This window comes from Pantoea sp. S-LA4, assembly GCF_054482835.1.
In genome coordinates this window covers 657,587-684,438 of sequence record NZ_JBTLRC010000002.1, presented here as the reverse complement: position 1 = coordinate 684,438, position 26,852 = coordinate 657,587, and the positions used below count along the sequence as shown (strand labels likewise).

General features: G+C 59.5%; 23 protein-coding genes. 7 read left to right on the top strand and 16 right to left on the bottom strand.

Features of this window, described 5'->3' with window-relative positions; all coding sequences use genetic code 11:
* The first annotated feature begins 28 nt into the window (after positions 1–28).
* Positions 29–841 (top strand): inositol monophosphatase family protein, encoded by an 813-nt coding sequence (locus ACX3P5_RS03975; RefSeq protein WP_233985139.1) that lies wholly within the window; start codon positions 29–31, stop codon positions 839–841.
* Positions 842–2,107, top strand: coding sequence for a histidine-type phosphatase (locus ACX3P5_RS03970; protein WP_458968318.1), 1,266 nt, complete (start codon positions 842–844; stop codon positions 2,105–2,107).
* A 482-nt stretch (positions 2,108–2,589) separates the two neighbouring features.
* Here the strand turns inward: ACX3P5_RS03970 and proY are convergent, their stop codons facing one another.
* The 6 genes from proY to phoB form a co-directional block, all read right to left on the bottom strand.
* On the bottom strand, positions 2,590–3,942 hold the full coding sequence (gene proY / locus ACX3P5_RS03965; protein WP_233985140.1) for a proline-specific permease ProY: 1,353 nt from the start codon (positions 3,940–3,942) through the stop codon (positions 2,590–2,592).
* 70 nt (positions 3,943–4,012) lie between these two features.
* Positions 4,013–5,332: a branched-chain amino acid transporter carrier protein BrnQ gene (gene brnQ / locus ACX3P5_RS03960; RefSeq protein WP_233985141.1), complete on the bottom strand. Its 1,320-nt coding sequence runs from the start codon at positions 5,330–5,332 to the stop codon at positions 4,013–4,015.
* 391 nt (positions 5,333–5,723) lie between these two features.
* Positions 5,724–6,827, bottom strand: a complete 1,104-nt coding sequence (locus tag ACX3P5_RS03955) for a cobalamin-independent methionine synthase II family protein (RefSeq protein ID WP_233985142.1) — start codon at positions 6,825–6,827, stop codon at positions 5,724–5,726.
* 193 nt (positions 6,828–7,020) lie between these two features.
* Positions 7,021–7,941 (bottom strand): PstS family phosphate ABC transporter substrate-binding protein, encoded by a 921-nt coding sequence (locus ACX3P5_RS03950; protein WP_233985143.1) that lies wholly within the window; start codon positions 7,939–7,941, stop codon positions 7,021–7,023.
* Between the two features lie 19 nt (positions 7,942–7,960).
* Positions 7,961–9,274, bottom strand: a complete 1,314-nt coding sequence (phoR, locus tag ACX3P5_RS03945) for a phosphate regulon sensor histidine kinase PhoR (protein ID WP_233985144.1) — start codon at positions 9,272–9,274, stop codon at positions 7,961–7,963.
* A 14-nt stretch (positions 9,275–9,288) separates the two neighbouring features.
* Positions 9,289–9,978, bottom strand: a complete 690-nt coding sequence (gene phoB, locus ACX3P5_RS03940) for a phosphate response regulator transcription factor PhoB (protein WP_003852491.1) — start codon at positions 9,976–9,978, stop codon at positions 9,289–9,291.
* A gap of 195 nt (positions 9,979–10,173) precedes the next feature.
* Here phoB and sbcD point away from each other — a divergent pair, with 195 nt between their 5' ends.
* Both sbcD and ACX3P5_RS03930 read left to right on the top strand, forming a co-directional pair.
* Positions 10,174–11,373 carry an exonuclease subunit SbcD gene (sbcD, locus tag ACX3P5_RS03935; protein WP_458968317.1) on the top strand — a complete coding sequence of 400 codons (1,200 nt, stop codon included), beginning with the start codon at positions 10,174–10,176 and terminating at the stop codon, positions 11,371–11,373.
* Positions 11,370–15,044 carry an AAA family ATPase gene (locus tag ACX3P5_RS03930; protein ID WP_458968316.1) on the top strand — a complete coding sequence of 1,225 codons (3,675 nt, stop codon included), beginning with the start codon at positions 11,370–11,372 and terminating at the stop codon, positions 15,042–15,044. Before sbcD ends, ACX3P5_RS03930 begins: the two co-directional genes overlap by 4 nt.
* A 30-nt stretch (positions 15,045–15,074) precedes the next feature.
* Here the strand turns inward: ACX3P5_RS03930 and ACX3P5_RS03925 are convergent, their stop codons facing one another.
* Genes ACX3P5_RS03925 through ACX3P5_RS03915 form a run of 3 tightly spaced genes read right to left on the bottom strand, consistent with a single transcriptional unit; the run spans position 15,075 to position 16,776 of the window.
* Complete coding sequence (locus tag ACX3P5_RS03925; RefSeq protein WP_336754783.1) at positions 15,075–15,731, bottom strand: DUF799 domain-containing protein; 657 nt, start codon at positions 15,729–15,731, stop codon at positions 15,075–15,077.
* The gene (locus ACX3P5_RS03920) at positions 15,728–16,087 is read right to left on the bottom strand and encodes a DUF4810 domain-containing protein (RefSeq protein ID WP_458968315.1); all 360 of its coding nucleotides are present in this window, start codon (positions 16,085–16,087) and stop codon (positions 15,728–15,730) included. The genes ACX3P5_RS03925 and ACX3P5_RS03920 overlap by 4 nt, the downstream gene beginning before the upstream one ends.
* Positions 16,088–16,098: 11 nt before the next feature.
* On the bottom strand, positions 16,099–16,776 hold the full coding sequence (locus tag ACX3P5_RS03915) for a CsgG/HfaB family protein (protein ID WP_233985149.1): 678 nt from the start codon (positions 16,774–16,776) through the stop codon (positions 16,099–16,101).
* Positions 16,777–16,928: 152 nt separating this feature from the next.
* Between ACX3P5_RS03915 and ACX3P5_RS03910 the strand changes: the two genes are divergently transcribed.
* A complete protein-coding gene (locus tag ACX3P5_RS03910; protein WP_336754781.1) occupies positions 16,929–17,357 on the top strand; it encodes a cell envelope integrity TolA C-terminal domain-containing protein in 429 nt (142 codons plus the stop codon).
* Here the strand turns inward: ACX3P5_RS03910 and qhpR are convergent.
* Both qhpR and ACX3P5_RS03900 read right to left on the bottom strand, forming a co-directional pair.
* Positions 17,317–18,387, bottom strand: a complete 1,071-nt coding sequence (gene qhpR / locus ACX3P5_RS03905; protein ID WP_233985151.1) for an AraC-like transcriptional regulator QhpR — start codon at positions 18,385–18,387, stop codon at positions 17,317–17,319. The genes ACX3P5_RS03910 and qhpR overlap by 41 nt on opposite strands.
* Before the next feature lie 147 nt (positions 18,388–18,534).
* On the bottom strand, positions 18,535–19,539 hold the full coding sequence (locus ACX3P5_RS03900) for a phosphotransferase enzyme family protein (RefSeq protein ID WP_233988216.1): 1,005 nt from the start codon (positions 19,537–19,539) through the stop codon (positions 18,535–18,537).
* Between the two features lie 256 nt (positions 19,540–19,795).
* On the opposite strand from ACX3P5_RS03900, the gene eat reads away from it, so the two are divergent.
* Positions 19,796–21,160, top strand: coding sequence for an ethanolamine permease (gene eat / locus ACX3P5_RS03895; protein ID WP_233985152.1), 1,365 nt, complete (start codon positions 19,796–19,798; stop codon positions 21,158–21,160).
* Positions 21,161–21,203: 43 nt separating this feature from the next.
* Here the strand turns inward: eat and mak are convergent, their stop codons facing one another.
* Complete coding sequence (mak, locus tag ACX3P5_RS03890; RefSeq protein ID WP_458968314.1) at positions 21,204–22,115, bottom strand: fructokinase; 912 nt, start codon at positions 22,113–22,115, stop codon at positions 21,204–21,206.
* 146 nt (positions 22,116–22,261) lie between these two features.
* On the opposite strand from mak, the gene rdgC reads away from it, so the two are divergent.
* Positions 22,262–23,173 (top strand): recombination-associated protein RdgC, encoded by a 912-nt coding sequence (gene rdgC / locus ACX3P5_RS03885; protein WP_094120152.1) that lies wholly within the window; start codon positions 22,262–22,264, stop codon positions 23,171–23,173.
* Positions 23,174–23,218: 45 nt separating this feature from the next.
* On the opposite strand, the gene ppnP is transcribed toward rdgC, so the two are convergent.
* The 4 genes from ppnP to ACX3P5_RS03865 all read right to left on the bottom strand — a co-directional run bounded on the left by ppnP (position 23,219) and on the right by ACX3P5_RS03865 (position 26,788).
* Positions 23,219–23,509, bottom strand: a complete 291-nt coding sequence (gene ppnP, locus ACX3P5_RS03880) for a pyrimidine/purine nucleoside phosphorylase (RefSeq protein ID WP_094121675.1) — start codon at positions 23,507–23,509, stop codon at positions 23,219–23,221.
* Positions 23,510–23,603: 94 nt separating this feature from the next.
* On the bottom strand, positions 23,604–24,281 hold the full coding sequence (locus ACX3P5_RS03875) for an AroM family protein (protein WP_458968313.1): 678 nt from the start codon (positions 24,279–24,281) through the stop codon (positions 23,604–23,606).
* A gap of 1 nt (position 24,282) precedes the next feature.
* Positions 24,283–25,215 (bottom strand): DUF1177 domain-containing protein, encoded by a 933-nt coding sequence (locus ACX3P5_RS03870; RefSeq protein ID WP_458968312.1) that lies wholly within the window; start codon positions 25,213–25,215, stop codon positions 24,283–24,285.
* Between the two features lie 13 nt (positions 25,216–25,228).
* Complete coding sequence (locus ACX3P5_RS03865) at positions 25,229–26,788, bottom strand: OPT/YSL family transporter (protein WP_458968311.1); 1,560 nt, start codon at positions 26,786–26,788, stop codon at positions 25,229–25,231.
* Positions 26,789–26,852: the final 64 nt, after the last annotated feature.

Sequence of the window (26,852 nt, the reverse complement as noted above, 5' to 3'; positions counted from 1 at the left end):
TATGGCAAAAAAATCATAAGAGGGAAAGATGTCATCCGCTTCGCATTCTGAAATTGACGCGCGTTATCGTTACGCCTGCGACATCGCCCGTGCGGCGGCCAGCCGGGCTTATTCCTGGTATCAGCAGCGTCAAAACCTGGTGGTGGAACACAAGAGGGATCTGCAGGACGTGGTCAGCGAAGCCGATCGCAACGTCGAAGCCTTAATCAAAACGCTGATTGAGGAGCGCTTCCCGGAGGATGCCGTTTACGGTGAAGAGAGCGGCGGCGAAATGGGTCATGCCCGGTTTATCTGGGTCGTCGATCCGATTGACGGCACCGCCTGTTTCGTTAACGGCCTGCCTAACTGGTGCGTTTCACTGGCAGTGGTGTGTGACGGTGAACCGGTGATTGGCGTGGTATGCGATCCCAATCATCAGGAGCTGTTCCATGCCCGACAGGGCCAGGGCGCATGGGTCAATGAGACCCGGCTGCAGGTTCACGCCGCGCAGCAGCTCAACGAAGGCTTGCTCGGCATCAGCAACTCCAGCCGCACCGGCGCGGAAAGCGTCACCCGACTGATCGGCGGGCTGATTCAACAGGGCGGGATGTTTATCCGCATCGGTTCCGGCGCGCTGACCAGTGCCTGGACGGCGGCGGGCCGGCTGATTGGCTACTACGAAGCGCATATGCATCCTTGGGATAGCCTGCCGGGTATCGTGCTGATGCGCGAGGCGGGCGGCATGACCAACGATTACCTCGCTAACGACGGCCTGAAAAACGGCAATCCGGTATTGCTGGCGAACGCTGCACTCTATCCACAGATCAAAGCGCTGACCGGCAATCGCGCGCTGGATGAATAAATGATGCGTAACCGGTGGCGCGGCTGGGTGTTAACGCTAAGTTCACTCTGGCTGCTGAGTCTGCCGCTGCAGGCGGCACCGCAGCCCCACTACCAGCTGGAAAAAGTGGTTGAGCTGAGCCGCCACGGCGTGCGGCCACCGACGCCCGGCAACCGGAAAGAGATCGAAGCCGCCAGCCAGCAATCCTGGCCGGTGTGGTCAACGGCGGATGGCGAGCTGACCGGTCACGGTTACAGCGCCGTAGTCAACAAGGGGCGCTGGCAGGGCGAGCACTATCGCCAGCTCGGTTTGCTGCCGGCTGGCTGTCCCTCCTCAGCCGAGGTCTATCTGCGCGCCAGCCCGCTCCAGCGCACCCGTGCCACCGCTCAGGCGATCGCTGACAGCGCGTTTCCGGGCTGCGGCGTGCCAATCCATTACGTGGCGGGTGAGATTGATCCGCTGTTCCAGAGCGATAAGCTGGCAATCGCAAAAACCGATCCCGATCGGGAGTTAGCGGCAAAGCAGCAGAAAGCGGGCGATCTGGCAGAGCTACAGCAGCAACTGCAGCCGGCGATTCAGCAGCTGAAAGCGGCGGTCTGCCCACCCACCGATCGCTGTGATTTTTTTGATCGGCCGTGGCAATTTAAACAAACCCGCAGCGGCAACACCTATGTTCAGGGGCTGAGCGTGATGGCCAGCATGGTGGAGACGCTGCGGCTGGGTTACAGCGAAAATCTGCCGTTCGATCAGCTGGCGTGGGGACATATCACCCGTGCGGCGCAGATCACCTCGCTGCTGCCGCTGCTGACCGCTAATTATGATCTCAGCAACGACCTGCTCTATCAGGCGCAGCGTCGCGGCTCAATTCTGCTTAACGCGATGCTGACTGAAATGACCAGCACAACCTCTTCTACCCGCTGGCTGATTCTGGTGGCGCATGACACCAATATTGCGATGGTGCGTACGCTACTGGGATTTGACTGGCAGTTGCCCGGCTACGCCCGTGGCAATATCCCGCCCGGCAGCAGCCTGGTGCTGGAGCGCTGGCGCGACAGCCAGAGCGGTGAGCGTTTTCTGCGGCTTTACTTCCAGGCGCAGAGCCTGGATGGCCTGCGGCAGTTACAGCCGATTGATGATACACAGGGTTTATTACGTCAGGAGTGGCATCAGCCAGACTGCAGGATCACCGATGTCGGCCTGCTTTGCCCTTATCAATCGACGCTGACGCAATGGCAAAAACGGCTGGACAACAGCGCCACGCTGCCGGTTTCGGTCAGATTACCCTGATCCTGCGGCTAATCAAATTTACGCCGCTGTGGCTGTGCAGCGCTGCCACGATTAATTAATTGAATCAGCGCGGGCGGGGAGTTTTCTTATTTAAAATAGCCTGGCTACCAGCGGCGTTAATTTTGTTTTACGATAACCCCGTCAATCATCCCTTTTTATTTCTCTGATTCTCTTGAATATTTCGGCGACTGGTTTCGCCGTTTTTTTATTTGTTCTCCGCTCCCTGCCATGCACTCATCCTCCAGCCTGACCTCCTCACCGCCGGGTTTTACCTGACGGCCAGCTCAATCCCTGTCAATCATCCGTTGCCCACGCTAAAGGATATTCCACCCTCTGTAACCTGCCGCCGTCACGCCTGTTCTGGCGCAGAGAGGTTGCTAAGAAGATGATGCCGGGAAGGTCAAAGGTTGGGATCAGGGAAGAGAATGGCAGAGGCGGCATGACGCCTGCGGCTCCCCGGATGCCGGGGAGCCGCAAAGGGATTAGTGTGGCTTACGCACCAGCTTATAGCCCAGCAGCAGCACCACTATCCACACCACGCCGACATAGAGCGACACCCGGGTATCCGGGAAATAGCCAATCAGCGCAATGATGAAGCAGAGGAAGGCGACACCGACACCGGCGGTCCAGCTGCCGCCTGGTAGCGCGAACTTCAGCTGGCTGGCGGCCTGTTTGCCGATTTTGCGGCGGAAGGCGATCTGCGACAGCAGAATCATGATCCACACCCAGACCGTGGCAAAGGTCGCCAGCGAGGCGATCACCAGGAACACCTTCTCCGGCATCAGGTAGTTGAGATAGACCGCAATCAGCATCGCGAACATCATCACCACCACCGTCACCCACGGAATGCCGCGGGAAGAGACTTTCATAAACATCTTCGGTGCATGTCCCTGCTGGGCCATACCGTGCAGCATACGGCCCACGCCAAACACGTCGCTGTTAATGGCGGAGAGTGAGGCGGTCAGCACCACAAAATTCAGAATCGAGGCCGCCGCCGCAATTCCCAGGTGCTGGAAGGTCAGCACAAACGGACTGCCAGAGGTGCCTACCTGGTTCCACGGATAGATCGACATAATCACAAACAGGGTGCCGACATAAAACACCAGGATGCGCCACGGCACCGAGTTAATGGCACGGGGAATCGACTTCTCCGGGTCCTTCGCTTCCCCGGCGGTGATACCGATAATTTCGATCCCGCCGTAAGCAAACATCACCATCTGCAGCGACAGCAGCATCCCGACCACGCCGTGGGCAAAGAAGCCGCCGTTGGTCCACAGATTGTGGATGCCGGTCGGCTGGCCACCGTTGCCGATGCCCCAGATAATCATGCCGAAACCGGCGAGGATCATCACGATAATGGTGGCGACCTTAAAGAAGGAGAACCAGAACTCCACTTCGCCGAACACCTTCACGCTCATCAGGTTGACCGCGCCGATAATCAGCACCACGCTCAGTACCCAAATCCAGTGCGGCACCTCAGGAAACCAGACGCCCATATAGATGCCGAACGCCGTCACATCGGCGATCGCCACAATCAGGATTTCAAAGCAGTAAGTCCAGCCGGTGATGTAACCGGCCATCGGGCCGAGATAGTCCTGGGCGTAGCGTGAGAAGGAGCTGGCCTGGGGATTGTTGACGGACATCTCGCCCAGCGCGCGCATGATGATGTAGGCCACTGCCCCGCCGATAATATAGGCGAGCAGCACGCTGGGTCCGGCCATTTTGATCGCATCGGCGGAACCGTAAAACAGCCCGGTGCCAATCGCCGATCCCAGCGCCATAAAGCGGATGTGGCGCGTGCTCAGTCCGCGTTTGAGCTTGTTGGTTTCTTGCATAACAACCTGTACCTGTGAAATGAAAAAACCACGGGCAAGCCCGTGGTTAAAGAAAAATCAGTGCCGTCTGTTACGAGTGAACGGTGACCTGTTCGCGTCCCTTAACCCGATCGACCACGGCGGCAATCAGCAGCATCACCAGCGATGGCGGCAACCAGGCAAGACCCTGATCGGCCAGCGGCAGATGCTGACTGAATGCAGGCAGCAAATCTTTAAACCCGGTAGTTTTAATCGCATCCACAATACCGAACAGCAGGCTGATCAGCATAGCAGGCGCGATAATCCGGCTGCTCTTGTTCCACCAGTTCAGGGTGAAGCTCAGCACCACCAGCACGATACAGGGCGGATAAATTGCCGTCAGTACCGGGATGGAAATCTGAATCAGGTGGCTCAGGCCGAGGTTCGACACCACCATCGAGAACAGACCAAGGATAAACACCAGCGTTTTATACGACAACGGCAGGTATTGCGCAAAAAATTCCGCACAGGCGCAGGTCAGACCCACGGCAGTGACCATACAGGCGATGAAGATCAGCGTGGCCAGGAAGAAGCTGCCCATGTTACCAAAGGTGTGCTGAACATAGGCATGCAGAATCGCTGCACCGTTGGCGTTTTGATCCACCAGCGCCCCGCTGCCCGCGCCCAGTTTAAACAGGCAGAGATAAACCAGCGTCAGGCCAACACCGGCAATCAGGCCGGCCAGCACGGTATAGCGCGTCAGCAGCGCGGCATTATCTACGCCGCGTGAACGGGCAGCATTGACGATGACGATGCCAAACACCAGCGCGCCCAGCGTATCCATGGTCAGATAACCATTAACAAAGCCGCTGGAGAAGGCCGCACGCTGATAATCGGCCGTGGCCGGAATGGTGCCGCCTGCTGGCCACACCAGCGCGGCAACGCCCAGCACGGTCAGCGCCACAATTTTCAGCGGTGCCAGGAAGTGGCCCACGGTATCGAGCAGTTTGCCTGGATAAAGCGACACGCCAATCACCAGCGTAAAGTAGACCAGACTGTAGATAAACAGCGGCATCGCGCCTTCACCGGTCAGCGGGGCAATCCCCATCTCAAACGAGACGGTCGCGGTGCGCGGCGTGGCGAACAGCGGCCCGACCGCCAGATAGCAGACGGTAGCCAGCACCAGACCGGCAACCTTACCGATAGGCGTACTGAGCGCATCGACGCCGCCGCCGACGCGCGCCAGCGCGACCACGGTCATTACCGGCAGACCCACAGCGGTGATCAGAAAGCCAATAGCGGCGGTCCAGACGTGTTCACCAGACTGGATGCCCACCATCGGCGGGAAAATGATGTTGCCCGCGCCAACAAACAGGGCAAATGTCATGAAGCCCAGCGCGAGAATGTCTTTCGAAGTTAAACGATGTGTCATACGGCCTGTCACTGATGTTGCGGTGGAAGTTGAGTGAGTGTTGTCCCCTTGCTGCGTTAAAACCCCGACCAGCCAGCCAATGTCAGCGCATTATGCTCGTCGTGAGGTGAAGCGCAGGTGATTTAAACTGCTTTTTTTCTGTTCACGGAGGGATGGATCGACAACGGGGCTAAGTAAAACGTTTATAGCGGGGAAAGGCAATACGGGATCGGAAAACCAGAAGGATATCCCGCTATTTAGAACGGAGCCAGTGGATAGCGTTGATTTTTAGCGCAGGCACCCAAGATGATGTGCCTAAATAATAAACAGACCGCGAGAATTACCCGCATCAGGCCGCTGATAAATGCACAAAAGGCGCGTTTTAAGCGCCTGTTTGCACAGCTTTACAGCATTACCACACCTGTTTTGCGATATCGACCACCAGCCGAATCTTCTGCCACTGCTGATCTTCGCTCAGGCTGTTGCCCTCTTCGGTGGAAGCAAAGCCGCACTGCGGGCTAAGGCAGATCTGGCTGAGGCTCACATATTGTGCGGCTTCGGCCAGCCGCGCTTTCACCTGCGCCGGATCTTCCAGTTCACCCGATTTGGTGGTGATCAGACCCAGTACCACCTGCTGATGTCCCGGCTTAATGAAGCGCAGCGGCTCGAAACCGCCGGAGCGGGCATTATCATATTCCAGGAAGAAGGCGTCGACGTTGACGCTGCCAAACAGGATCTCCGCCACCGGCTCGTAGCCGCCTTCTGAGATCCAGGTTGAACGGAAATTGCCGCGACAGACATGCAGGCCCACGGTCAGGTCGGCCGGTTTATCTTCCAGCGCCTTGTTCAGCACCTGCGCATAGGTCCGCGCCAGCGCTTCCGGATCGTCGCCACGCGCCCGGATCTCACGCTTCTGATCTTCTGAGCAGAGGTAGGCCCAGACGGTGTCATCCAGCTGCAGATAACGGCAGCCCGCATCGTAAAACGCTTTGATCGCATCTTTGTAAGTCTGGGCCAGATCGTCAAAGTAATCCGCCAGATCCGGGTAAACCTGCGCGTCGATCACTTTGCGCCCGCCGCGGAAGTGCAGCACGCTGGGGCTGGGAATGGTCATTTTCGGCACGGCGTCACCGGCAACGCTTTGCAGGAAACGGAAGTGATCCAGCATCGGATGGCTGGAAAAGCCGAGCTTGCTTACCACTTTCACGCCATGGGCTTTGGTCTGCACACCGTTGAACTGAATCCCCTGCTCGGCTTCATATGCTTCTACCCCATCCAGGCCGTAGAAAAAGTCGAAGTGCCACCAGCCGCGACGAAACTCGCCATCGGTCACCACCTGCAGACCATTTTCACGCTGCTTCGCGACCACATCACGAATGGCGTCATCTTCAACCTGGCGCAGGGCGGCGGCATCAATCTCTCCGGCAGCAAACTGCTCACGCGCCTGCTTAATGGCGGCGGGACGGAGGAAACTGCCAACGGTATCGGCACGAAAGGGGGCGGTTTGTCTTTGCATGATCACTCCTGACTCGCCTGCCGATGGTTACGGCAGGAAATAATTGCATTCTGATATAAATAGCCATCTGGATGGCTAAACGTCTAAGCGGAGAGTGACATGGGTTGCGTTCCGTTGCAACAGAAGAAAATTCAACAGACGTGAAGAAAATTCATGTTGATGGCAGCAAGGCGGCAGCGCATCGCCGTTACCATCAGTGCAGCGCTGCGCGTGCCTCTGCCATCTGACGATCAGAGAGCGGCAGGTAACCCGCTTCGCTGACGCGACGCTGTCCCTGCACCGAGAGCACCTGTTGCAGAAAGGCGGCGACCAGCGGCGGTAACGGCTTACCCGGTGCCTTGTTGACGTAGAGATAGAGCGGACGCGCCCACGGATAGCGGCCGCTGCGGATCGCTTCCGCATCGGGTGGCACAGCTTCGCCCTGCGGGTTAACCACCGACAGCATCTTTACGCCGCTGAGATGGAAGCCAAAACTGGCGTAGCCAATGCTGCGGGGATTGCCGGCCACCGCCTGCACCACCGCCGCCGATCCGGGAAATTCCGCGACGTCGTTGCGAAAATCGCCCTGACAGAGCACCTGCTGCTTGAAGAAACCCCAGGTGCCCGAGGCGGAGTTGCGGCCGTAGCGCTGGATGGGTCGTCGGGCCCACCCGGCGCCCTGGGCTCCGAGATCGCCCCAGCGCTGAGGCACTGACGTTGCGCCGCACAGTCGGGTAATGGAGAAGATGGCGTCGAGCTGACGCGGCGTGATCTGCTGTAGCGGGTTGCGCTGATTCACCACCACCACCAGCGCATCCATGGCCACCGGCACCGCCAGCGGCGGATAACCATAGCGCGCTTCAAACGCCTGACGCTCATCTGCCTGCATCGGCCGGCTCATCGGGCCGAGCTGCGCGGCGCCAGCCGCCAGCGCCGTGGGTGCGGTCGAGGAGCCGGATGCCTGCACCTGCACATTGACCCCCGGTGCCTGTCGGCTGAAATCCTCACCCCACAGCGTCATCAGATAACCGAGAGTATCGGAGCCAACGCTGCTGAGGTTGCCCGACAGCGCGCCGGACTGTGCCAGCGCCATGCCCGGCAGCAGCGTAACGATCAATAAAAGAAAGAGGCGCATCAGGGAGATCCGGCAGCGATTAATGAACGGCATTCTCCTGCATCCCACCGCTGACAATCAACCTTGCTGGCAGGGTAAAGGTAAAACAGGTCTCCTGATGCGGCACGCTGGTGATATCCAGCCGCGCATTATGGTGGCTCAGGGCATGTTTCACGATCGCCAGCCCCAGCCCGCTGCCGCCGGTGGCGCGCGATCGCGCTTTATCGACCCGGTAGAAGCGCTCGGTGAGACGGGGAATATGTTCCGCGGCGATGCCCGGTCCATTGTCGCAGACCCGGAAGGTGGCGCCCTGCTTGCTGCGCAGCCAGCTGATATCGATGCGGGTACCGTCTGGCGTGTGGTTCACCGCGTTGTAGACCAGATTGGAGATAGCACTGCGCAGCTGCTCATCGTTGCCGAACACTTTCAGATGCGGGTCGGTATGGAAATGGAGGTCGTGCCGCCCGTTGCTCAGGGTCGCGGCCTCATGCTGCAGCAGCTTCAGCATCACCGGCACGTCAACCTTCTCTTTCAGGTCGATCGCCGGTGCGGCTTCAATTCGCGACAGCGTCAGCAGCTGTTTGACCAGGCTGTCCATGCGGCGCGTCTGCTCCGACATGGTGTGCAGCGCTTTGCCGCGCGAACGCTCGTTCATCACCGAGTCGTTCATCATCTCCAGATAGCCCTGCAGCACCGTCAGCGGAGTCCGCAGCTCATGGCTGACGTTGGCAAAGAAATTACGCCGCGCGCCTTCCAGCTGATGCATCTGCGTCACGTCGCGCGCCACCAGCAGCCACTGCCCTTCGCTGTAGGGCATGACGCGAAACTCCATGTGATACTGGTTATTCAGCACCAGCGTTAACGGCTTATCGAAATCACGCTGGCGGATATAGCGCGAGAACTCCGGGTAACGCAGCAGGTTAAGGATGTTCTGGCCATTATCTTCCGGCCAGCGTAGCCCGAGATGCTGTTGCGCCAGCCCGTTGCACCAGAAGATGGTGCCCTCTTCGGTGGTGAGGATCACCGCATCCGGCAGCGACTCGGCGCCGCTGCGAAAGCGTTTAATCAGGTTGCCGAGCTCACGCCGCCGCCGCCGGTTGCGTAACTGCATCTGATAAAGCCCGTAAAACAGCGGTTCCCAGCTGGCGCGTCCGGCAGGCGGCGTCATGGTACGATCGAGCCACAACCAGTGCGACAGCCGCATCAGGTTGTGAAAATGCCACAGCAGCACCGCCAGCACGCTCAGCAGCAGCCACCACGGCAGATAGCCGAACAGCAGACCGAGCAGCAACGCAGGCAAACAGGCCAGCAGCAGTTCTGACAGTAATCTCTTCCAGGAGAGGCGTTCCAGCACGGTGAAAACTCCGTTTAGTAGCGGGCAGAGAAACGATACCCTGTTCCACGGACGGTTTGTACCATGCGATCGTGGCCGGAGACTTCCAGCGCTTTACGTAAACGGCGAATGTGAACATCGACGGTACGATCTTCAACATACACATTGGTGCCCCAGACGTGGTTCAGCAACTGTTCGCGGCTGTAGACCCGCTCCGGGTGCGTCATAAAGAAGTGCAGCAGTTTGTATTCGGTCGGTCCCATTTCCAGCGGCGTGGTTTCCGACATCACCCGATGCGATGAAGGATCCAGACTCAGCCCCTGCATCTCAATCACCTCTTCCACCGCCATCGGAGAGATACGGCGCATGACCGCTTTGATGCGCGCCATCAGCTCTTTCGGCGAAAAAGGCTTGGTGATGTAATCGTCAGCACCGACTTCCAGCCCGCGCACCCGGTCTTCCTCTTCACCGCGGGCGGTCAGCATCATCACCGGGATATCACGGGTCATCGCTTCGCGTTTCAGGTGTTTGATAAACTGAATGCCGCTGCCGCCAGGTAACATCCAGTCCAGCAGGATCAGATCGGGCCAGGGTTCAATCAGCTTACCCACTGCGCTGTCATAATCTTCCGCCTCGATTGGCTGATAGTCGTTCTGCTCCAGAACAAAACACAACATTTCACGGATTGGGGCTTCATCTTCCACAACCAAAATGCGCTTAGCCATTATTACTCCTGCTGATATGACGGCTGTCACTGAGATTCGCGGCGCCATTATGCGTCAGATTTGTGACACTTTTATGAAAAACATAACCCGCCTGTAACCCCGTTGGTAATCATTTATGACAGCGCAGCGACAATTTTTTGCTTTGGCCGCAGAGCCAGTATAATCGCCGGGCGAATCACAACGGCAGGGACTCTTATGCGCATCATTCATACTGCGGACTGGCATCTGGGGCAGTTCTTTTACAACAAAAGTCGGGCGGCGGAACATCAGGCGTTTCTCGACTGGCTGTTGATCCAGATTGAACAGCATCAGGTGGATGCGTTAATCGTCGCCGGCGATCTGTTCGATACCGGCACCCCGCCCAGCTACGCGCGCGAAATGTTCAACCGCTTTGTGGTGGCGCTGCAACCCAGCGGCTGCCAGCTGATTGTGCTGGCGGGTAATCACGACTCGGTGGCGACGCTCAATGAGTCGCGCGAGCTGCTCGCCTGTCTGAATACCCGGGTGATCGCCACGCCGCAGGCGGAGAGTGACGTGATGGTGCTCACTACCCGTCAGGGCGAACCGGGCGTGCGGCTGTGCGCCATTCCTTACCTGCGACCGCGCGACATCCTGCGCAGCCGCGCCGGTCAGTCCGGACGTGACAAGCAGACGTCGCTGCTGGAGGCGATTGCTCACCACTATCAGCAGCGCGTTGCCGCCGCACGGGCGCTGGAGCCGGCACTGCCGATCGTGGCGACCGGCCATCTCACCACCGTCGGCGTCAGCCAGAGCGACTCGGTGCGTGACATCTATATCGGCACGCTGGACGCCTTTCCGGCCTCCGCCTTTCCGGACGCTGATTACATCGCGCTGGGCCACATTCATCGTGCTCAGCGGGTAGCGGGCAGTGAGCATATCCGCTACAGCGGCTCGCCGATTCCGCTCAGTTTTGATGAGCTGGGCAGTGAAAAAAGCGTCTTCCTGCTGGAATTTACCGCCAGCGGTCTGCAATCAGTGAGCCCGCTGGTGGTGCCGCAGGTGCAGCCGATGCAGGTGCTGAAAGGCTCGCTGGCGCAGATTGCGCAGCAGCTCAGCGCATTCAGCGACGTGCCGCAGGAAAAGCCGACCTGGCTGGATATCGAAGTCACGACCCAGGAGTACCTCAGCGATCTGCAGCGACAGGTGGAAACCCTCACCGCAGAACTGCCGGTGGAAGTCTTACTGTTACGCCGCAGCCGTGAGCAGCGTCAGCACAGCCTGGCGCGGCTGGATAACGAAACCCTGAGCGAGCTGAAAGTGGAAGAGGTGTTTGCCCGTCGGCTGGCGCTGGATAGCGAACTGCAGCCGCAGCAGATCGACCAGATGACCACGCTATTCCGCCAGACGCTGGCCGATATCAGGGAGCCACAATGAAGATCCTCACGCTACGCTTTAAAAACCTCAACGCACTGCGCGGCGAATGGTTTATCGATTTCCGTGCCGAACCCTTTGCCAGCAACGGCCTGTTCGCGATTACCGGCGCAACCGGCGCAGGCAAAACCACCCTGCTGGATGCTATTTGTCTGGCGCTCTATCACCAGACGCCGCGCCTCGGTGCCATTTCCCAGAGTCAGAATGCGCTGATGACCCGCGACTGCGCCGAGTGTCTGGCCGAAGTCGAATTTGAGATCAAAGGCGAAGCCTGGCGCGCCTTCTGGAGCCAGAACCGCGCCCGCGGCACCGCCGACGGCAAATTGCAGGCACCACGGGTTGAGCTGGCGCGCTGTGCCGATGACACCATCGTCGCCGACAAGGTCGGCGACAAGCTCAGGCTGATCGAGACCCTCTCCGGTCTCGACTTTGAACGCTTTACCCGCTCTATGATGCTGTCACAGGGCCAGTTCGCCGCTTTCCTCAACGCCAAAGCCAGCGAACGTGCCGAACTGCTGGAGGAGCTGACCGGCACCGAAATTTACGGCCTGATCTCCACGGCGATCTATGAACGTCATAAAGAGGCCAGGACCGCGCTGGATCTGTTGCGCAGCCGGGCGGGAGCGATGGCGCTGCTGGATGATGAAACACGCACCGCGCTGCAACAGCAGATCGCCCGGCTGAGCGAGGCGGAACAGACGCTGAGCCGCGACTATCAGCAGGCTCAGCAGCAGCAGCAGTGGCAGCAACAGGCGCTGCAATTAGAGCAGGAGATCGCCACGGCGAACACGGCTCTGCAGCAGGCTGAAGCAGCAGCACAGGCCGCCGAAGCGGATCGGCAGCGACTGGCGCGCAGCGAACCGGCTGAAAAACTGCGGCCAGCTCTGCAACAGCGCGACCAGCTGGCGCAGGAGCAGCATGAAGTGCGCGGCCGCCAGCAGCAGCTCACCGAGGCCCATCAGCGGGCGCAGACTGAACAACAGCGCCAGCAGCAGCTTACCGCCGCGGCGCAGGCCACCGCTGAACAGGCGCACCAGCAACAGCAGCAGCAGGAGAGCCTGCTCAACGAACAGGTCATCCCGCTTGATCAGTCACTGCGCGTGCTGCAACAACAGCTGACCCGGCAGCAGCAGGAAAAAGATCGCCAGCAGCAGCAGTACGATCAGACCCAAAGCGCGTTAACGGAACAGACCCGCCAGCTAACCGCGTTACAACAGGCGATCGCCGGGCAACAAACCCTGCGACAGCAGTTAGCCGATATGGCGCAATGGGGCGCTTTGCTGCCGCTGTGGCAGGAACGCTTCGCCCAGCTGGCGCAGCGTGAAGCGACGCTGGCCGGACTGGCCCAACAGCAGCAGCAACAGCAGCAGAAGATCGCGGCGCAGCAGGCCGAACGGGAGCAGCAGGCGCAGCAAGCATTACCGCGCCAGCAAGCCGAACAGGCCGCTGCGCAGGCGCTGCTGCAAGCGGAGCAAGCACTAACTTCGCTCCAGGAGCAGCACCCGCCAGCGGCGCTGCGTGAAGCGCTGAGCCAGCTGCACGCCAGCCGCGCGGCGCGCCAGCAGCTGCTGCTGCTCTCGACTCAGTGGCAACCGCTGCATCGGCAACAGAGTCAGCGCCAGCAGCAGCTGGCCGGGCTGGAAAAGGCCCACCAGCAGGCGGAGGTGGAATTACAGAGCCTGCGCGATCAGTGGAAACGCGAAAAACAGCAGCTGGACGATGTGGAGAAAATTTGCGCGCTGGAGCAGCAGATTGCCGATCTGTCGCACTATCGCGCCCAGCTGACGCCTGACCAGCCCTGCCCGCTGTGCGGCTCCTGCAGCCATCCGGCGATTGAGGCTTACAGCACGCTGGAAATCAGTGCCAGTCAGCAGCGGCGTGCGGCTCTGCAACAGCAGGTCGACGCGCTTCGCGAAGCGGGCACCGCCAAAAAAGAGCAACTGAAACAGTCGGCGATCCAGCAGCAGTCGCTGCGCGACGATATTGCAGAAACCCAGCGGCACATCACCGCGCTGGAGCAGCAATGGCAGGCGCTCAGCGGTGAGCTGGCACTTACCTTCACCTTGTCAGACGCTGACGCATTAGCCCAGTGGCAGCAGCAGCAAAGTGAACGGGAACAGCAGCTTGAGCAGCAACGGCTGGCGCTGGAAACCGCTGAACAGGCGCGCCAGGCGGCTAAAGACCATCATCTTCAGCAGGCGCAGATCTGGCAGCAGCATCTGCAGGCTGAGCAGCTGGCACAGCAGTCGCTGGATAACCTGCAGCAGGCACTCATCGCGCTACAACAGCACCAGCAGCAGGAACAGCATGACTGGCAGCAGGTGCAGGATGGGCTGCAACAGCAGTTCAGCCAGCATAACCTGACCTTGCCTGCCGCCGCTGAACGCGCGTCATGGCTGGAGACTCAGCAGGCCCGCTGGCAGCGCTGGCAGGAAAGTGAGCAGTTACTCGCTAACCTGCAGCCGCAGTTGCTGCGCGGCGAAACCCAGCTGGCTGCCCTGCAACAGCAGGCAGAACGGGAACAGCAGCAGCTGACCGCCCAGCAGCAGCAGTTGCACCACGAGCAGACCCGGCTCGATGAGATGCGCCAGCAGCGCCAGGCGCTGTTTGGCGATCGCGAGGTGGCTGACGCCCGTCAGCAGATGCAGCAGAGCCTCCGCCAGCACGAGGCGCAGCTCGCGCAGCTGCGGGATGGCTTACAGCAGACGCAAAGCGAGGTCAGCAGCCTGCAGGGTCAGCTGGCGATAGTGGCGAATCAGCAGCAGACGCTTACCGCGCGCCTGGCCGAGGCGGAACAGCGGTTGCAGCAGGCGCTGGCCGCCGCCGGTTTCAGTGATGAAGCCCGACTGCGCGCCGCGCTACTCGATGAACAGACGGTGCAGCAACTGCGCCAGCAGCTACAGCAGATCGATCAGCAACGGCAGCAGCAGCAGGCGCGGCTGGCGGATCTGCATCAGCGGCTGGCGACCCACCAGCAGGCACAGCCTGCCGCGATGCCCGCTTCGGCCGAGATCCTGGCGCAGCAGCTGGAACAGCTCCGGCTGGCGCTGCGTGACAATGCCAGCCAGCAGGGCCAGATCCAGCAGCAGTTGCAGAGCGATGCCCGCCTGCGTGACCAGCAGCAGAGCCTGATGACGCAGATTGCCGGGGATGAAGCAGTGCTGGCGCAGTGGGGACTGCTTAACGATCTGATTGGCTCGGCCAGCGGCGATAAGTTCCGCCGCTTTGCTCAGGGCTTAACGCTGGATCATCTGGTAGCGCTGGCGAATCGCCAGCTCGATCGGCTGCATGGCCGCTATCTGTTGCAGCGTCGCGCGCAGGATCTGCTGGAGCTGGACGTGGTGGATACCTGGCAGGCTGACACGGCGCGCGATACCCGGACGCTGTCGGGTGGCGAGAGCTTCCTCGTCAGCCTGGCGCTGGCGCTGGCGTTATCTGACCTGGTCAGCCACAAGACCCGCATTGAATCGCTGTTTCTGGATGAAGGGTTTGGCACGCTGGATGCGCAAACGCTCGATACCGCGCTCGACGCGCTGGATGCGCTCAACGCCAGCGGCAAAACCATCGGCGTGATCAGCCACGTTGAAGCGATGAAAGAGCGGATACCGGTGCAGATTAAAGTGCGGAAAATGAACGGGCTGGGCTACAGCCAGCTGGAGCTGCCGCAGGGATAGCGGGCGCCGCAGCGCCCGCTCTGCCACCGATCAGCGGGCGCTGATCAGCGTATAGCGCGGGCCGGTCAGCAAACCGCCCTGCTCGTTCTGCGCCAGCAGGCGATTGCTGGTGAGACCGGCAATCGAATGGGCTTTGTCGCTGACGTTGCTGGCGATCTGGTTGATTGCCGCACTGACCAGCATGCCGACCAGACCACCGCTATTGTTGTTACCATCTTCATTGTCACTGGCGGAAGCGGAGCCCTGCCAGAGTTCTTTGCCACTGCGCAGATCCACCAGGCGCGCGGTCGCCGACACGGTGGTGACGCTGTCGATCACCCGGTAGCTGCTGCCGTACTCGCTGATGGAGATATAGAGCGCGCTATCGGCGTGAAAGATTTTATTCAGACGCGCCGGGCTGACCGCCTGGATTTCGCTGCCGCTGGTCAGGCCATTCTGCTGGAAAGTCTCTTCCACCACCGCCACCGGAAAAACGTAATAACCCGCTTCAGCCAGTGGCCGGGTAACCAGCGACGTCAGGCTGTGAGCGGCATTGATATCCGGCGCTTTGTTCTCGGCGGGTAACACCAGAATCGACGCCGGTTTACTGGCACGGAACGCGCTATAGTCATAGGGCTTTTTATGCTGCGCACAGCCGGTCAGCAGCAGCGCGGCCAGGGCGCCACACAGAACAATCAGTTTTTTCACCGGGTCACTCCTTGTTTGTTACTCATCAGAAAATCCATGTATGGGCCCGCTTCCTGAAACAGCTGCTTTTCGGTCGCAAACTGGCCGAAGGCTTTATGGGTATCGCCGGTTTTGGCGTAGAGCAGGCCGAGTTGCGCGTGCAGCCCTGGCGCAACCGGCTGGTTTGCCGCACGGGCTTTTTCAACGTCGAGATTCAGCGCGTCGATCTGCTTCAGTGGATCGCTATCCTTCTGATAGTAGCTATACAGCTGCTGCTGATAGTCGCCCCAGTAGTAAATCGTTTTCGGCGCTTTTGGCGCGCAGCCAGCCAGCAGTACAGCCGCCATCAGCAGGCCGCCCAGTGTGATCGCTTTCATTTATAACTTCCTTATTTAGCCGGACGCCAGGCGCCGTTGTTGATTCCATCCACTAAATGATCGACTGCTTCGCGAATCGCCAGATCCATCACTTTGCCATTCAGCGTCGAGTCATAACTGCTGGTGCCGCCAAAACCGATGATCTCACGGGCTGAAAGCTGGTATTCGCCAGCGCCCTGCGCGCTGAACACCACTTCAGAGGTGGTGACATCCACCACGTTGAGATTGACTTTGGCATAGGCGATCTGACTCTTACCGCGGCCCAGAATGCCCCACAGCTGCTGGTCACCCACTTCTTTGCGACCAAACTCGGTGATATCACCGGTGATGATATAGTTCGCGCCTTTGATATTTTGCTGACTGCGTTTGAAGTCGGCTTCCTGCTCCAGCTCTTTCAGGTTGCTGCGATCCAGTACGCTGAAACGGTTAGTCTGCTGCAGATGGGTGATCAGAATGGTTTTTGACTGATTACCCAGCCGATCAACGCCATCCGAGAAAATCCCGTTCATATAAGCGGAGCGGTTATCAAACTGACCAACCGCAATCGGGCTGCGCACGCCCTGGTAAGCGGGCTGGCTGGCTGCACGAACCTGGGGTGCTTCAATCGCACGGGAGGATTCAGTCGCGCAGCCGCTGAGCAGCGAAGCACTGAGTAAGGTGAGTGCCGCAACGGCATATTTTTTCTGCATTTCTGTTCCATGAATAAATAATAAGAAACCGCGCTCGGGGCGGTAAATTCTGGTTCTGCCGACAGTCGGAGTAATGCCATAGCATTCGCCAGTCCGGTCTGTAGACTGTCGGCAGCAGAAGAAGAGAACTTTAATCAGAATTGGTCAGTTCAATGAATTTAATTAATATAAAGATGAAAGTGTTGCCGGGCGTAATTATTGCCATCGTCCTGAGCGGCTGCCAGCATTCTGAACCAAAGCAACGGGATAGTGTGGTCAACCTCTGTCAGCCCGCGAAGGACCCCAACAGCGCATCCTGTCAGTGGACTAATCAAATGCAGCACCGGCTGAATCAGCAGTTCAGCGATGCGGCGCGCTATGCGGGCCAGCAATGTCTGGTCCGGCTGGAGTGGCAACAGAGTGGACGCTATGCGGTGACGCAGACGCAGGGCGATGAGGCGTTGTGCTTACGGGCCTGGCAGCTGGCTGCGCAGACCAAAGGTTTGCCGCCGCCGCCGGTGCGTACTCAGCCGGCGTGGTTTGGCTTTGCGCCGCGCAAGGCTAGCTTGCCAGCCCATGCTGGCGCCACTGACGCGGACTGATGCCGAACCAGCGCCGAAACGCGCGTGAGAAGGCGCTGACTTCCGAGTAGCCCAGCAGCAGTGCCATTTCGGAGATCGGCAGCTGCTTCTGCTGCAGATAGTGCGTCGCCATTTCGCAGCGTACCTGATCCACCAGCGCGCTGAAGCTGCAGCCCTCTTCACGCAGCCGCCGCTGCAGTGACCAGCTCGATAACCCCAGCTTATCAGCCACCTCCTCCAGCACCGGTTCGCCCTGCATCAGCGACAGGTTTACCTGTGAGCGCGCCTGCTCCACCATGCTCTGCTGTGAAGCGGCCCGATTGAGCCGCCGGATGGCATCCTGCATCACCATCAGCAACATGGGATCGCTTTCCGGCATGCTGCGCAGCAGATCGCGCTTTGGGATCACCAGCGAGTTAAAGGGCTGATCGAACCAGACCGGCGCATCAAACACTTTCCCGTGATCGTGCCACTGTTCCGGGCGCGGATGTTCAAAATGCACCTCGCGCGGTGCCCAGTTTTTACCCGCCACATGACGAATCAGATTCATGAACATCCCCAGCGTCAGCTCCGCATCCTGACGGCGCGTCAGAATCGCCCCGTGGCGAACCTGATAGTCGAGCCGCCAGCACTCTCCTTTGTCCACCAGCCGGGTTAAGGTGTCGTGCTGATGCCACGGAAAGGCGTTGACCACATTGTGTAGCGCCTGTTCCAGCGTGGCGGAACAGAGGCCGATGTAGCCAATCAGGCCTAATGACTGCGGTTTAAACTGCCTGCCGTAGTGCAAACCGAAGTTATCAAAACCGGAGTGTCGTGCCGCTTCCTCCAGCACCCGACAGTAGTTAACCAGCCCAAGGCTCAGCGTCGGGCTGGTGAGCCGCTCCGGATCGATACCGCTGATGCCGAAGATACGGTCCACGTCACCGCCACGGGTATGAATAAAATCGCTCAGGCCGGTGGCCGCAGCGGCCAGCACGCCGTGATTACCGGCCTCCGCCGCAGCGGAGCAGGCAGCAAATGCATCGGGCTGTTTTATCATCATCGGATTCATGGTCGCCTCAGTCAGATTCAGGGGAAAACCCATTAACAGACTGAGCAATTTCCGTACCAGCTTAATCCTTCAGGATTTCAGCGGGTTAGACCGCGGCGGTTGGACGCACAGCACTGCGGCGGCGCACCTGCGCCCGCCGCTGGTGCATCAGACCCCGACCGGCAACTGCTCGCTCTCCAGATAACGCCGGCAGAGCCGCACTGAATGGCGGGCCCATTCCGGGCCCAGGCTCTGCGCCATCTCCGTTTCGGCGTGCGATCCTACCCACGCGGTGAGCTGGATACGGCGCTGGATCAGCAGCGTTGGCAGCATCGCCATCTCCCGATCGCTGATGTGCGACACCTGCTCGTAGCCGCGAATCCAGTGATCGATCCACTCTGCCGCCCGCGGATGATGCTCGACAAAACTGATCGCTGCCGCCAGATCGTGCAGATACCAGCCCAGCCCGCAGTCATCGAAATCGATCACCCGGGTTTCACCCTGGTGCAGCAGCAGATTAGTCAGTCGCAGATCGGCGTGGATCAGGCCAAAACGATCCGATCCTTTGCCAAACGCCGTCAGCGCCTCGCCCGCCTGAGCGATCGCCTGTTCGATGATCCCATGATCGGCGGAAGGCAGATTGGGCGCATCCTGCCAGCGTCCCCAGTGGCTCTGCGCGCTGGTCATGGTGTGGTGATCCCAGAGGATGCGCTGGAAACCAGCCGGCGGCTGCCACTGTTTACTGTGCTGATGCAGCCGGGCCGTAATCTGCCCCAGTTGCTGAAAGGCGCGCGGGTCCACCTCGGTGGTCGGCATCTCGCCGTCAATCCAGTGAAACAGCACCACATACCGCTCGCCACCGTCCGGCAAACGCAGCGTCAGTACCCTTTCGCCCTGGCTGTCCGGCACAGCCTCGGGTACTACGATGCCGGTTTCGCGCAGCGCGTCCAGCCACAGCAGCTCGCTGAGGATATCCGCTTTTTGATGGTAGTCGCCGCGATGCAGCCGCAGCGCATAACGCCGGCTGCCCGCCTGCAGCAGAAACGTGGCGTTCTCCGAACGACACAGCAGCCGCAGCGTGCCCTGCAGCGCGGCGGGATAACAGCCCAGCGCCTGCTGCGCCAGTGCGGTAAGTTGAGAATCAGTCAGGTTGTCATATTGTTTCGCGCTCATCATTCCGGCTCCTGTCACTTGCGTAACCTCAGCATGCGTTGCCAGAACCTGAGCTGCTTGACCGCAGAGGAGTCAAAGTTGACCGCAGCGTGCATCTGGCCCGGTGTTGCCTGTGAGTTGACCGTGGAGGACAGCATTGACCGCGCCGGCGTCAAGTCGCGGCCCGCCAGGCAACGGCATTATCCCTTCACTGTAGCGTAAACCATGAAGTGCGGTATCACTGCCGCGCGGCACCAACAACGACGGGGATAACAGTATGACAAACAGACTCAAGCCCACGCTGGGCACCCTGCATCTGTGGGGAATTGCGGTTGGCCTGGTTATCTCAGGCGAATATTTTGGCTGGAGTTACGGCTGGGCGGTGGCGGGCACGCTGGGCTTCCTGGTCACCACCGCGCTGATCGCCACGCTCTATACCTGCTTTATTTTCAGCTTTACCGAGCTGACCACCGCAATTCCTCACGCCGGCGGGCCGTTTGCCTACAGCCGCCGCGCCTTTGGCGAAACCGGCGGGCTGATTGCCGGTCTCGCCACGCTGATTGAGTTCGTCTTTGCGCCACCGGCGATTGCGATGGCAATTGGTGCCTACCTCAACGTGCAGTATCCGGCACTCAACCCGAAAACCGCCGCGGTCGGCGCTTATCTGCTGTTTATGACGCTGAATATTCTTGGCGTAAAACTGGCAGCGATGTTCGAGCTGGTGGTGACCATTCTGGCGGTGATTGAGCTGCTGGTGTTTATGGGCGTAGTCTCGCCCGGTTTCAGCCTGGCGAACTTTGCCGCGCACGGCTGGGCCGGCAGCGACAGCTTCGGTATGCCGGCGTTTTCCGGTATTTTTGCCGCAATCCCATTCGCCATCTGGTTTTTCCTTGCCATTGAAGGTGCTGCGATGGCGGCAGAAGAGGCGAAAGATCCGACCCGTACCATCCCGCGGGCCTATATCAGCGGCATTCTGACGCTGGTGGTGCTGGCAATTGGCGTGATGCTGATGGCGGGCGGCGCGGGTGACTGGCGTAAACTGTCCGACATCAACGATCCCCTGCCGCAGGCGATGAAAATGATCGTCGGCGAACACTCTAACTGGATGCACATGCTGGTGTGGATCGGCCTGTTTGGCCTGATCGCCAGCTTCCACGGCATCATCCTCGGTTATTCACGCCAGTTCTTTGCGCTGGCCCGCGCCGGCTATCTGCCGCCCGGGCTGGCGAAACTGTCGCGCTTTCAGACGCCGCATCGCGCCATTATTACCGGCGGGATACTGGGGATCGCCGCCATTTACAGCGACGGAATTATTAATCTGCAGGGGATGACGCTGACGGCGGCGATGATCACTATGGCGGTGTTCGGCGCCATTGTGATGTATATCATGAGTATGCTGAGCCTGTTCCGGCTGCGCCGTTCGGCACCGGATCTGGCGCGCAGCTTCCGTGCGCCAGGTTATCCGATCGTGCCGGGCATCGCCCTGCTGTTATCGGTGATCTGCCTGCTGGCGATGCTGTGGTTTAACCCGGTAATCGGCGCGCTGTTCGTCGCCTTTATGCTGGTGGGCTATCTCTACTTCCTGGCGACTAAGGCACAGCGCGATCGCGCGCCGCAGGACAGTATGCTGGTGGGTGAATAGCAGGGCGCGGCCTGAGGTCGCGCCCCGGACAGGCTAGCTAAAATCAGTCGTTGAGCGGCCAGAGCCAGGCTGCTCCACGCACGCCACTCGAATCGCCGTGTTGCGCCTTCAGCACCGGCGTTTCGCATTCGCCACCGAATACCCATTTTTTCATCAGCGTCGGCACCGTCTGATAGAGACGATCCACATTGCTCATGCCGCCGCCCAGCACGATCACGTCCGGATCGATCAGATTCACCACCTGCGCCAGCGATTTTGCCAGCCGCAGTTCATATCGGCTCATCGCCAGTTCAGCGATCGGATCCTGCTGTTCCAGCAGCGCCACGATCTCCGCCCCTTTACGAGACACGCCGCTCAGCCGCTGATAATCAATACCGAAACCGGTGCCTGAGACGAAGGTCTCAATGCAGCCCTGCTGCCCGCAATAACAGGGCACTTCCTGCCGATAGCGCAGCTCATCTTCATCCATCCACGGCAGCGGATTGTGGCCCCACTCGCCAGCATTGCCGTTACCGCCGATACGAGACTGGCCGTTGATTGCGATCCCGGCACCCGATCCGGTGCCGATGATCACCGCAAACACCAGCGGCTGTCCGGCACCCGCTCCGTCAACCGCCTCGGAAACGGCGAGACAATTCGCGTCGTTGGCGATGCGCACGTCACGATTCAGCGCCTGCGCCAGATCTTTATCCAGCGGCTGACCGTTAAGCCAGGTGGAGTTGGCATTTTTGACCCGTTTGCTGTAGGGCGAAATCGTGCCGGGAATACCGAGGCCAACGGTGCCGGTCTGACCGGTTTTCTGCTCTGCCAGCCTGACCAGATCGACAATCGCCTGGACCGTTGCCTGATAGTCATCACGCGGGGTATTGACCCGGTGACGAAACAGCTCCTGTCCGGCGTTGGATAACGCAATCACTTCTGTCTTGGTGCCACCCAAATCAATGCCTATGCGCACGGTTTATTCCTCGTTATTCGTTCAGGTGGAACATACAGTAGAAGGCGTCAGCCGGAAAGGCAATGAAACCACTCCGATGTTTCGCTATCATGCGCGCTGACTCTGTTAGACTTGTGCGCCCGATCGCGCCACGGTAAGGAATCCCGATGTTGTGGTTTAAAAATATGATGGTTTATCGTCTGAATCGTGACATTCCGTTGTCCGCAGATGAGATGGAAAAACAGCTCGACGCCTTCACTTTTTCGCCGTGTGGCAGTCAGGATATGAGCAAAACCGGCTGGGTGCCGCCGATGGGCAACCGCAGCGATGCGCTGACCCATGAAAACAACGGTCAGATCGTGATTTGCGCCCGCAAAGAAGAGAAAATGCTGCCGTCACCGGTCGTGAAACAGGCGCTGGAAGCGAAAATCGACAAGTTGGAAGCGGAGCAGAGCCGCAAGCTGAAGAAGACCGAAAAAGATTCGCTGAAAGATGAAGTGCTGCACAGCCTGCTGCCGCGTGCCTTCAGCCGCTTTAGCCAGACATGGCTGTGGATCGACACGGTGAACAACCTGATTATGGTTGACTGCGCCAGCGCCAAAAAAGCGGAAGATACGCTGGCGCTGCTGCGCAAAAGCCTCGGCTCATTGCCGGTGGTGCCGCTGACGCTGGAAAGCCCGATTGAACTGACCCTGACCGAATGGGTACGTTCTGGCGAGGTGCCCGCCGGTTTCGCCCTGATGGATGAAGCCGAGCTGAAAGCGCTGCTGGAAGATGGCGGCGTGATCCGCTGCAAGAAACAGGATCTGGTCTGTGATGAGATCGCGAATCACATCGAAGCGGGTAAACTGGTGACCAAACTGGCGCTGGACTGGCAGGAGCGCATTCAGTTTATGCTGGCCGACGACGGTTCAATCAAACGCCTGAAGTTCAGCGACACGCTGCGCGACCAGAATGATGATATTGATCGGGAAGATTTTGCCCAGCGTTTTGACGCCGACTTTATTCTGATGACCAGCGAACTGGCTGCGCTGACCAGCAACCTGGTGGAAGCGTTAGGCGGCGAAGCACAGCGTTAAGCTGGCGTCGCTCTGAAAGAAAATGGCCGCATTGCGGCCATTTTTTTATCCTTTCAGGTAGCGACAGAGATAAGAACTGGGTTCGCCAACCTGTAAGTGAAATTCGCTGTGGCCCGGCACGTTAAACACCGAACCCGCCTCAAACCATTGCCACTCGGTTTCACCCGGCAGCAGTACCTTCAGCGAGCCGCTCACCACGGTCATCTCTTCCGGCTGACCGGTACCAAAGGTATATTCGCCTTCAGCCATCACGCCCACGCTGGCACGGCCGGTGCTCGCACTGTCAAAACCGATGGATTTAACTTTTCCGTCAAAATACTCACTAATGTTGAGCATAATACTTCCTCACAGCACATTAAGGTGTCTGGCAGTGTAGAAGGGAACTCGCTGATCTGTCACGCGAAATGATGGTCGTTTGTGATCTCTCCCGTCAGCCCAGCAGTTCCGCCGCCAGCCTGGCCACCAGCTGATTCGAAAGCAATACCGGTACGCCGAGCCGCGACTGCAGCGCAGCCCGATGCTGCTGGTGATAGCCAAAACAGTCCAGCACCACCAGACCGACATCGGCAGCCTGTAGCGTGCGGGCCGCCGCCGCGAAGGTGGCCTCATCGGCCTGATAGGGGCTGGCGACGGCGTAATGGGCTGGCGTGGGCAGCAACTGCCACTTCGCCGCCTGTTCCACCACCTGCTCTTCAACCGGCACCACAATCCCGACCCGCTGCTGCTGAACCATCGCGCAGATCAGCGGCGGGATAATGCGATCCGGCTCCAGCAGCAGCGCGCGCCGGGTGCGTAAGGTGCCAAATTCGCCGGTACAGAGCAGCAGAATGGTGTCGTAACCCGCCTGCTCCAGGGCGTTGATTTTGCGCTGCAATCCCTGCTCCACTCTGGATGCCGCCAGCCGTACCTGCTCACCACTCTGCAGCCGGGAAACCAGGATCTTCTCGCCCGCCGCCGGACCATACTGCGCCGCGATATCGGCCGCGCTTAATCCATCAAGCAAGCCGGCATGATCGGTCACGGCGTCCGGCAGATGCAGACGCAGCAGCGGCAGAATGTCGCTGCGCGGTGACTGACCGATGGTCAGAGTGACCAGGGATTTAGCCATCTCAGTGATTCCGCTGACGCAAATGTCCCAGGCTGCCGTAGAGCGCCAGCAGCCGCGCGTATTCCTCTGCGTCATAAAAGTGGCAGGTCTCGCGACCAAACTCTTTCGCCACTTCCACCGCAAATTTCGCCGCAGCGGCGATATCCACCTCATGACTGGCACCGGTACCGCAGCCCGGCACCACCGATTCTGCGGTGATCGCCACCCCCACCACCGGAACATCGGTGGCGGTCGACGGTTGCAGAATGCTGTTCAGATGGTAGATGCCATTTCCGTAAGGGGTGATGTCCTGAGTAGTGATGGGAAAAGTGACGGCAGGACGACCGGTGGTCATCTCCATAATGCGCAACAGATCCTCAGAGACCCGCAGAATGTAACCCTCTTTCACCGTGGGCGAGAGCGCAAAGCCCTTGTGGTTGATGATGCGGTTCCCTTTGGTGGTGTCGATGGAGAGAATCGCCTCCACGCCCTCGACCACTTCGTTATCATTCATGGTGACATCGTCAATCGGCGAATCCATAAAGTCGACCGGTTGATGCGGCCGGGTGGGCGCATCCGGGCAGATATGAGTGGTGACAATTACGTCACCCGCCAGCCGGTCGCCTTTGCTCTGCATCTGCGCCAGCTTGAGCGCACTGGCGATCGCCGCCACGGCTCCGTCAGCATCGGATACCATGCCGATGCGCCCAGGCCTGGCACCGATGCCCCCAAGACGACCAATAATGCCCAGCGTCGGTGCCGTCCCGCCGCTGGCTTTGCCCTGCGTGCCAGCAATCGCGATGCGCACAAAATCGGTCCGGCCTTTGGGACCGGAAACCCGCTTCACGCTGGCCTGCACTTCCGGGTACGCGGCGAACAGATCCACTACCTGCTGCCCGTCAATCAGGGCGCTATCCAGTAACTCAAAGACCTGCAAGGTCTGCTGTAAACTCATGGTTAATCCTTAGCTATTTTTTACTGCTGCTGGCAAACAGTGAATTAAAGAAGCTGAAGAGCGCATCACCGGCAATAAAGCCCGCGGCCATCACTTCCATTGGCGAACGGCCACGCTCGCCCCAGACGCGAATGATCACGATACGCAGCGCGATCCCCACCACCACCGCCCAGCCGGCCATGGCGTTATTGATCAGTAAACCGGTGGCTAACAGCACGCCTAACTGGCGCTTTGGCCCGCCGATCAGCTGAATTATCGCGCCAGGGATCGCCCAGGTCAGCAGGTTGCCGGCAATTCCTGGCTCTGCGCCAGCCTGAATGGTTTTGGCATAGACCCGCGCCACTGGCGGCAGCAGGTTGTCGGTGAAGAACAGCGTGTGGGCATACCAGACCAGCGGAATCGACACCACGAAGGCGATCATCGCGGCGATCAGCTGGATGCGGCGGCCCCACAGCTCCTGCTGCATATCTGCGCCGTTACCGCGCAGGATAAAGCCCGCCTTGAGGTCGTAACCCATATCGGCAAAGGCTGGTCCGGTGGCGGCGGTAAAGCCGCACAGCAGGCAGAGTGCCAGCGGTGGAAAGCCAATCAGGATGCCAATAATAAGGGTGATCAGCGCCACCGCAAACGCCGGGAACCAGCCGGAGTGCATGGCGGCAATGCCGACAATCAGTTCGTGAACGAAGGCGGCAAAGGCGGCGTACAGAATAAACAGCAGCAGCATCGCCAGCCCCATTTCACTCCATAATCCGCCGGCCAGCGCCAGCAGCGCCGAGATGAGGATGTAGCCAACGCTGCCCAGTCCCAGCGCCCGCTGCACCTCATTACCATTACGGCTGACCACCAGCGCATCGTTTTTGCGGCTGCGGATCACCATCACCACCTGAATCAGCGCCACCAGACCGGCACCGACCATCACGCCATGCGGAATGTAGAGGGCGTTAATATCAATACCGGCCACCGGCTGAGCATAAGCGCGCAGCAGGAAGCCGATGCCGAGCATCGACAGCGCCCAGATGTTGCCGATAAAAGCCGTGCCGAAAGCGGACATCGGAATCTTCAGCATCGCGCCGACGATGCCACCCACAATGCCCATCACCAGCAGCCACGCCTGACGTCCGCCTTTATCGCCAGCCTTAATCGCTTCTGCCGCCGCAACGCCCGGCGGCCAGGCATTGCTGGCCGGGAAGACGCGGGTATCAAACAGTCGATAGAGCAGCCAGGCATCCAGCAGCATGGCCGCACTGACGCCACAGAACAGCGGCAGTACCAGTTGCGGTTCACCCAGCGCCCAGGGCACGGCAATCGGCATCAGCAGGCTATTTGCCGCACCAAAGGTGGCCGAGGAGATGGCGGTCTGCGCCAGGTTCTGGATTTCAATTGAGCGATAACGGCGAAAAGCCTGTAGCGGAATGCGCGCCAGCAGCATGGCAAACAGCGCGCCAATAATGGAGGTATTGGGTGTCACCCCAATGGTGGTGATCAGCTGAATACCAATAATGGCACCCGCAATTGAAAGAAAAATTAAAACCAGCGCAACGCCAGCGTGCTTAATCGGATTGACCCGTTCCATATATTCCCACCCCTCCCTACCCAGACGAAATGAAATAACGTATTGCCAGCCAGCTGGCTTACGT

Coding starts and splice junctions, on each gene's coding strand:
- proY (WP_233985140.1), bottom strand. CDS start 3,942: ATGCAAGAAACCAACAAGCTCAAACGCGGACTGAGCACGCGCCACATC.
- ACX3P5_RS03930 (WP_458968316.1), top strand. CDS start 11,370: ATGAAGATCCTCACGCTACGCTTTAAAAACCTCAACGCACTGCGCGGC.
- brnQ (WP_233985141.1), bottom strand. CDS start 5,332: ATGACACATCGTTTAACTTCGAAAGACATTCTCGCGCTGGGCTTCATG.
- eat (WP_233985152.1), top strand. CDS start 19,796: ATGACAAACAGACTCAAGCCCACGCTGGGCACCCTGCATCTGTGGGGA.
- ACX3P5_RS03970 (WP_458968318.1), top strand. CDS start 842: ATGATGCGTAACCGGTGGCGCGGCTGGGTGTTAACGCTAAGTTCACTC.
- ACX3P5_RS03870 (WP_458968312.1), bottom strand. CDS start 25,215: ATGAGTTTACAGCAGACCTTGCAGGTCTTTGAGTTACTGGATAGCGCC.
- ACX3P5_RS03910 (WP_336754781.1), top strand. CDS start 16,929: ATGAATTTAATTAATATAAAGATGAAAGTGTTGCCGGGCGTAATTATT.
- ACX3P5_RS03875 (WP_458968313.1), bottom strand. CDS start 24,281: ATGGCTAAATCCCTGGTCACTCTGACCATCGGTCAGTCACCGCGCAGC.
- ACX3P5_RS03915 (WP_233985149.1), bottom strand. CDS start 16,776: ATGCAGAAAAAATATGCCGTTGCGGCACTCACCTTACTCAGTGCTTCG.
- qhpR (WP_233985151.1), bottom strand. CDS start 18,387: ATGAATCCGATGATGATAAAACAGCCCGATGCATTTGCTGCCTGCTCC.
- ACX3P5_RS03975 (WP_233985139.1), top strand. CDS start 29: ATGTCATCCGCTTCGCATTCTGAAATTGACGCGCGTTATCGTTACGCC.
- ACX3P5_RS03900 (WP_233988216.1), bottom strand. CDS start 19,539: ATGAGCGCGAAACAATATGACAACCTGACTGATTCTCAACTTACCGCA.
- phoB (WP_003852491.1), bottom strand. CDS start 9,978: ATGGCTAAGCGCATTTTGGTTGTGGAAGATGAAGCCCCAATCCGTGAA.
- sbcD (WP_458968317.1), top strand. CDS start 10,174: ATGCGCATCATTCATACTGCGGACTGGCATCTGGGGCAGTTCTTTTAC.
- ppnP (WP_094121675.1), bottom strand. CDS start 23,509: ATGCTCAACATTAGTGAGTATTTTGACGGAAAAGTTAAATCCATCGGT.
- rdgC (WP_094120152.1), top strand. CDS start 22,262: ATGTTGTGGTTTAAAAATATGATGGTTTATCGTCTGAATCGTGACATT.
- ACX3P5_RS03955 (WP_233985142.1), bottom strand. CDS start 6,827: ATGCAAAGACAAACCGCCCCCTTTCGTGCCGATACCGTTGGCAGTTTC.
- ACX3P5_RS03950 (WP_233985143.1), bottom strand. CDS start 7,941: ATGCGCCTCTTTCTTTTATTGATCGTTACGCTGCTGCCGGGCATGGCG.
- ACX3P5_RS03865 (WP_458968311.1), bottom strand. CDS start 26,788: ATGGAACGGGTCAATCCGATTAAGCACGCTGGCGTTGCGCTGGTTTTA.
- ACX3P5_RS03920 (WP_458968315.1), bottom strand. CDS start 16,087: ATGAAAGCGATCACACTGGGCGGCCTGCTGATGGCGGCTGTACTGCTG.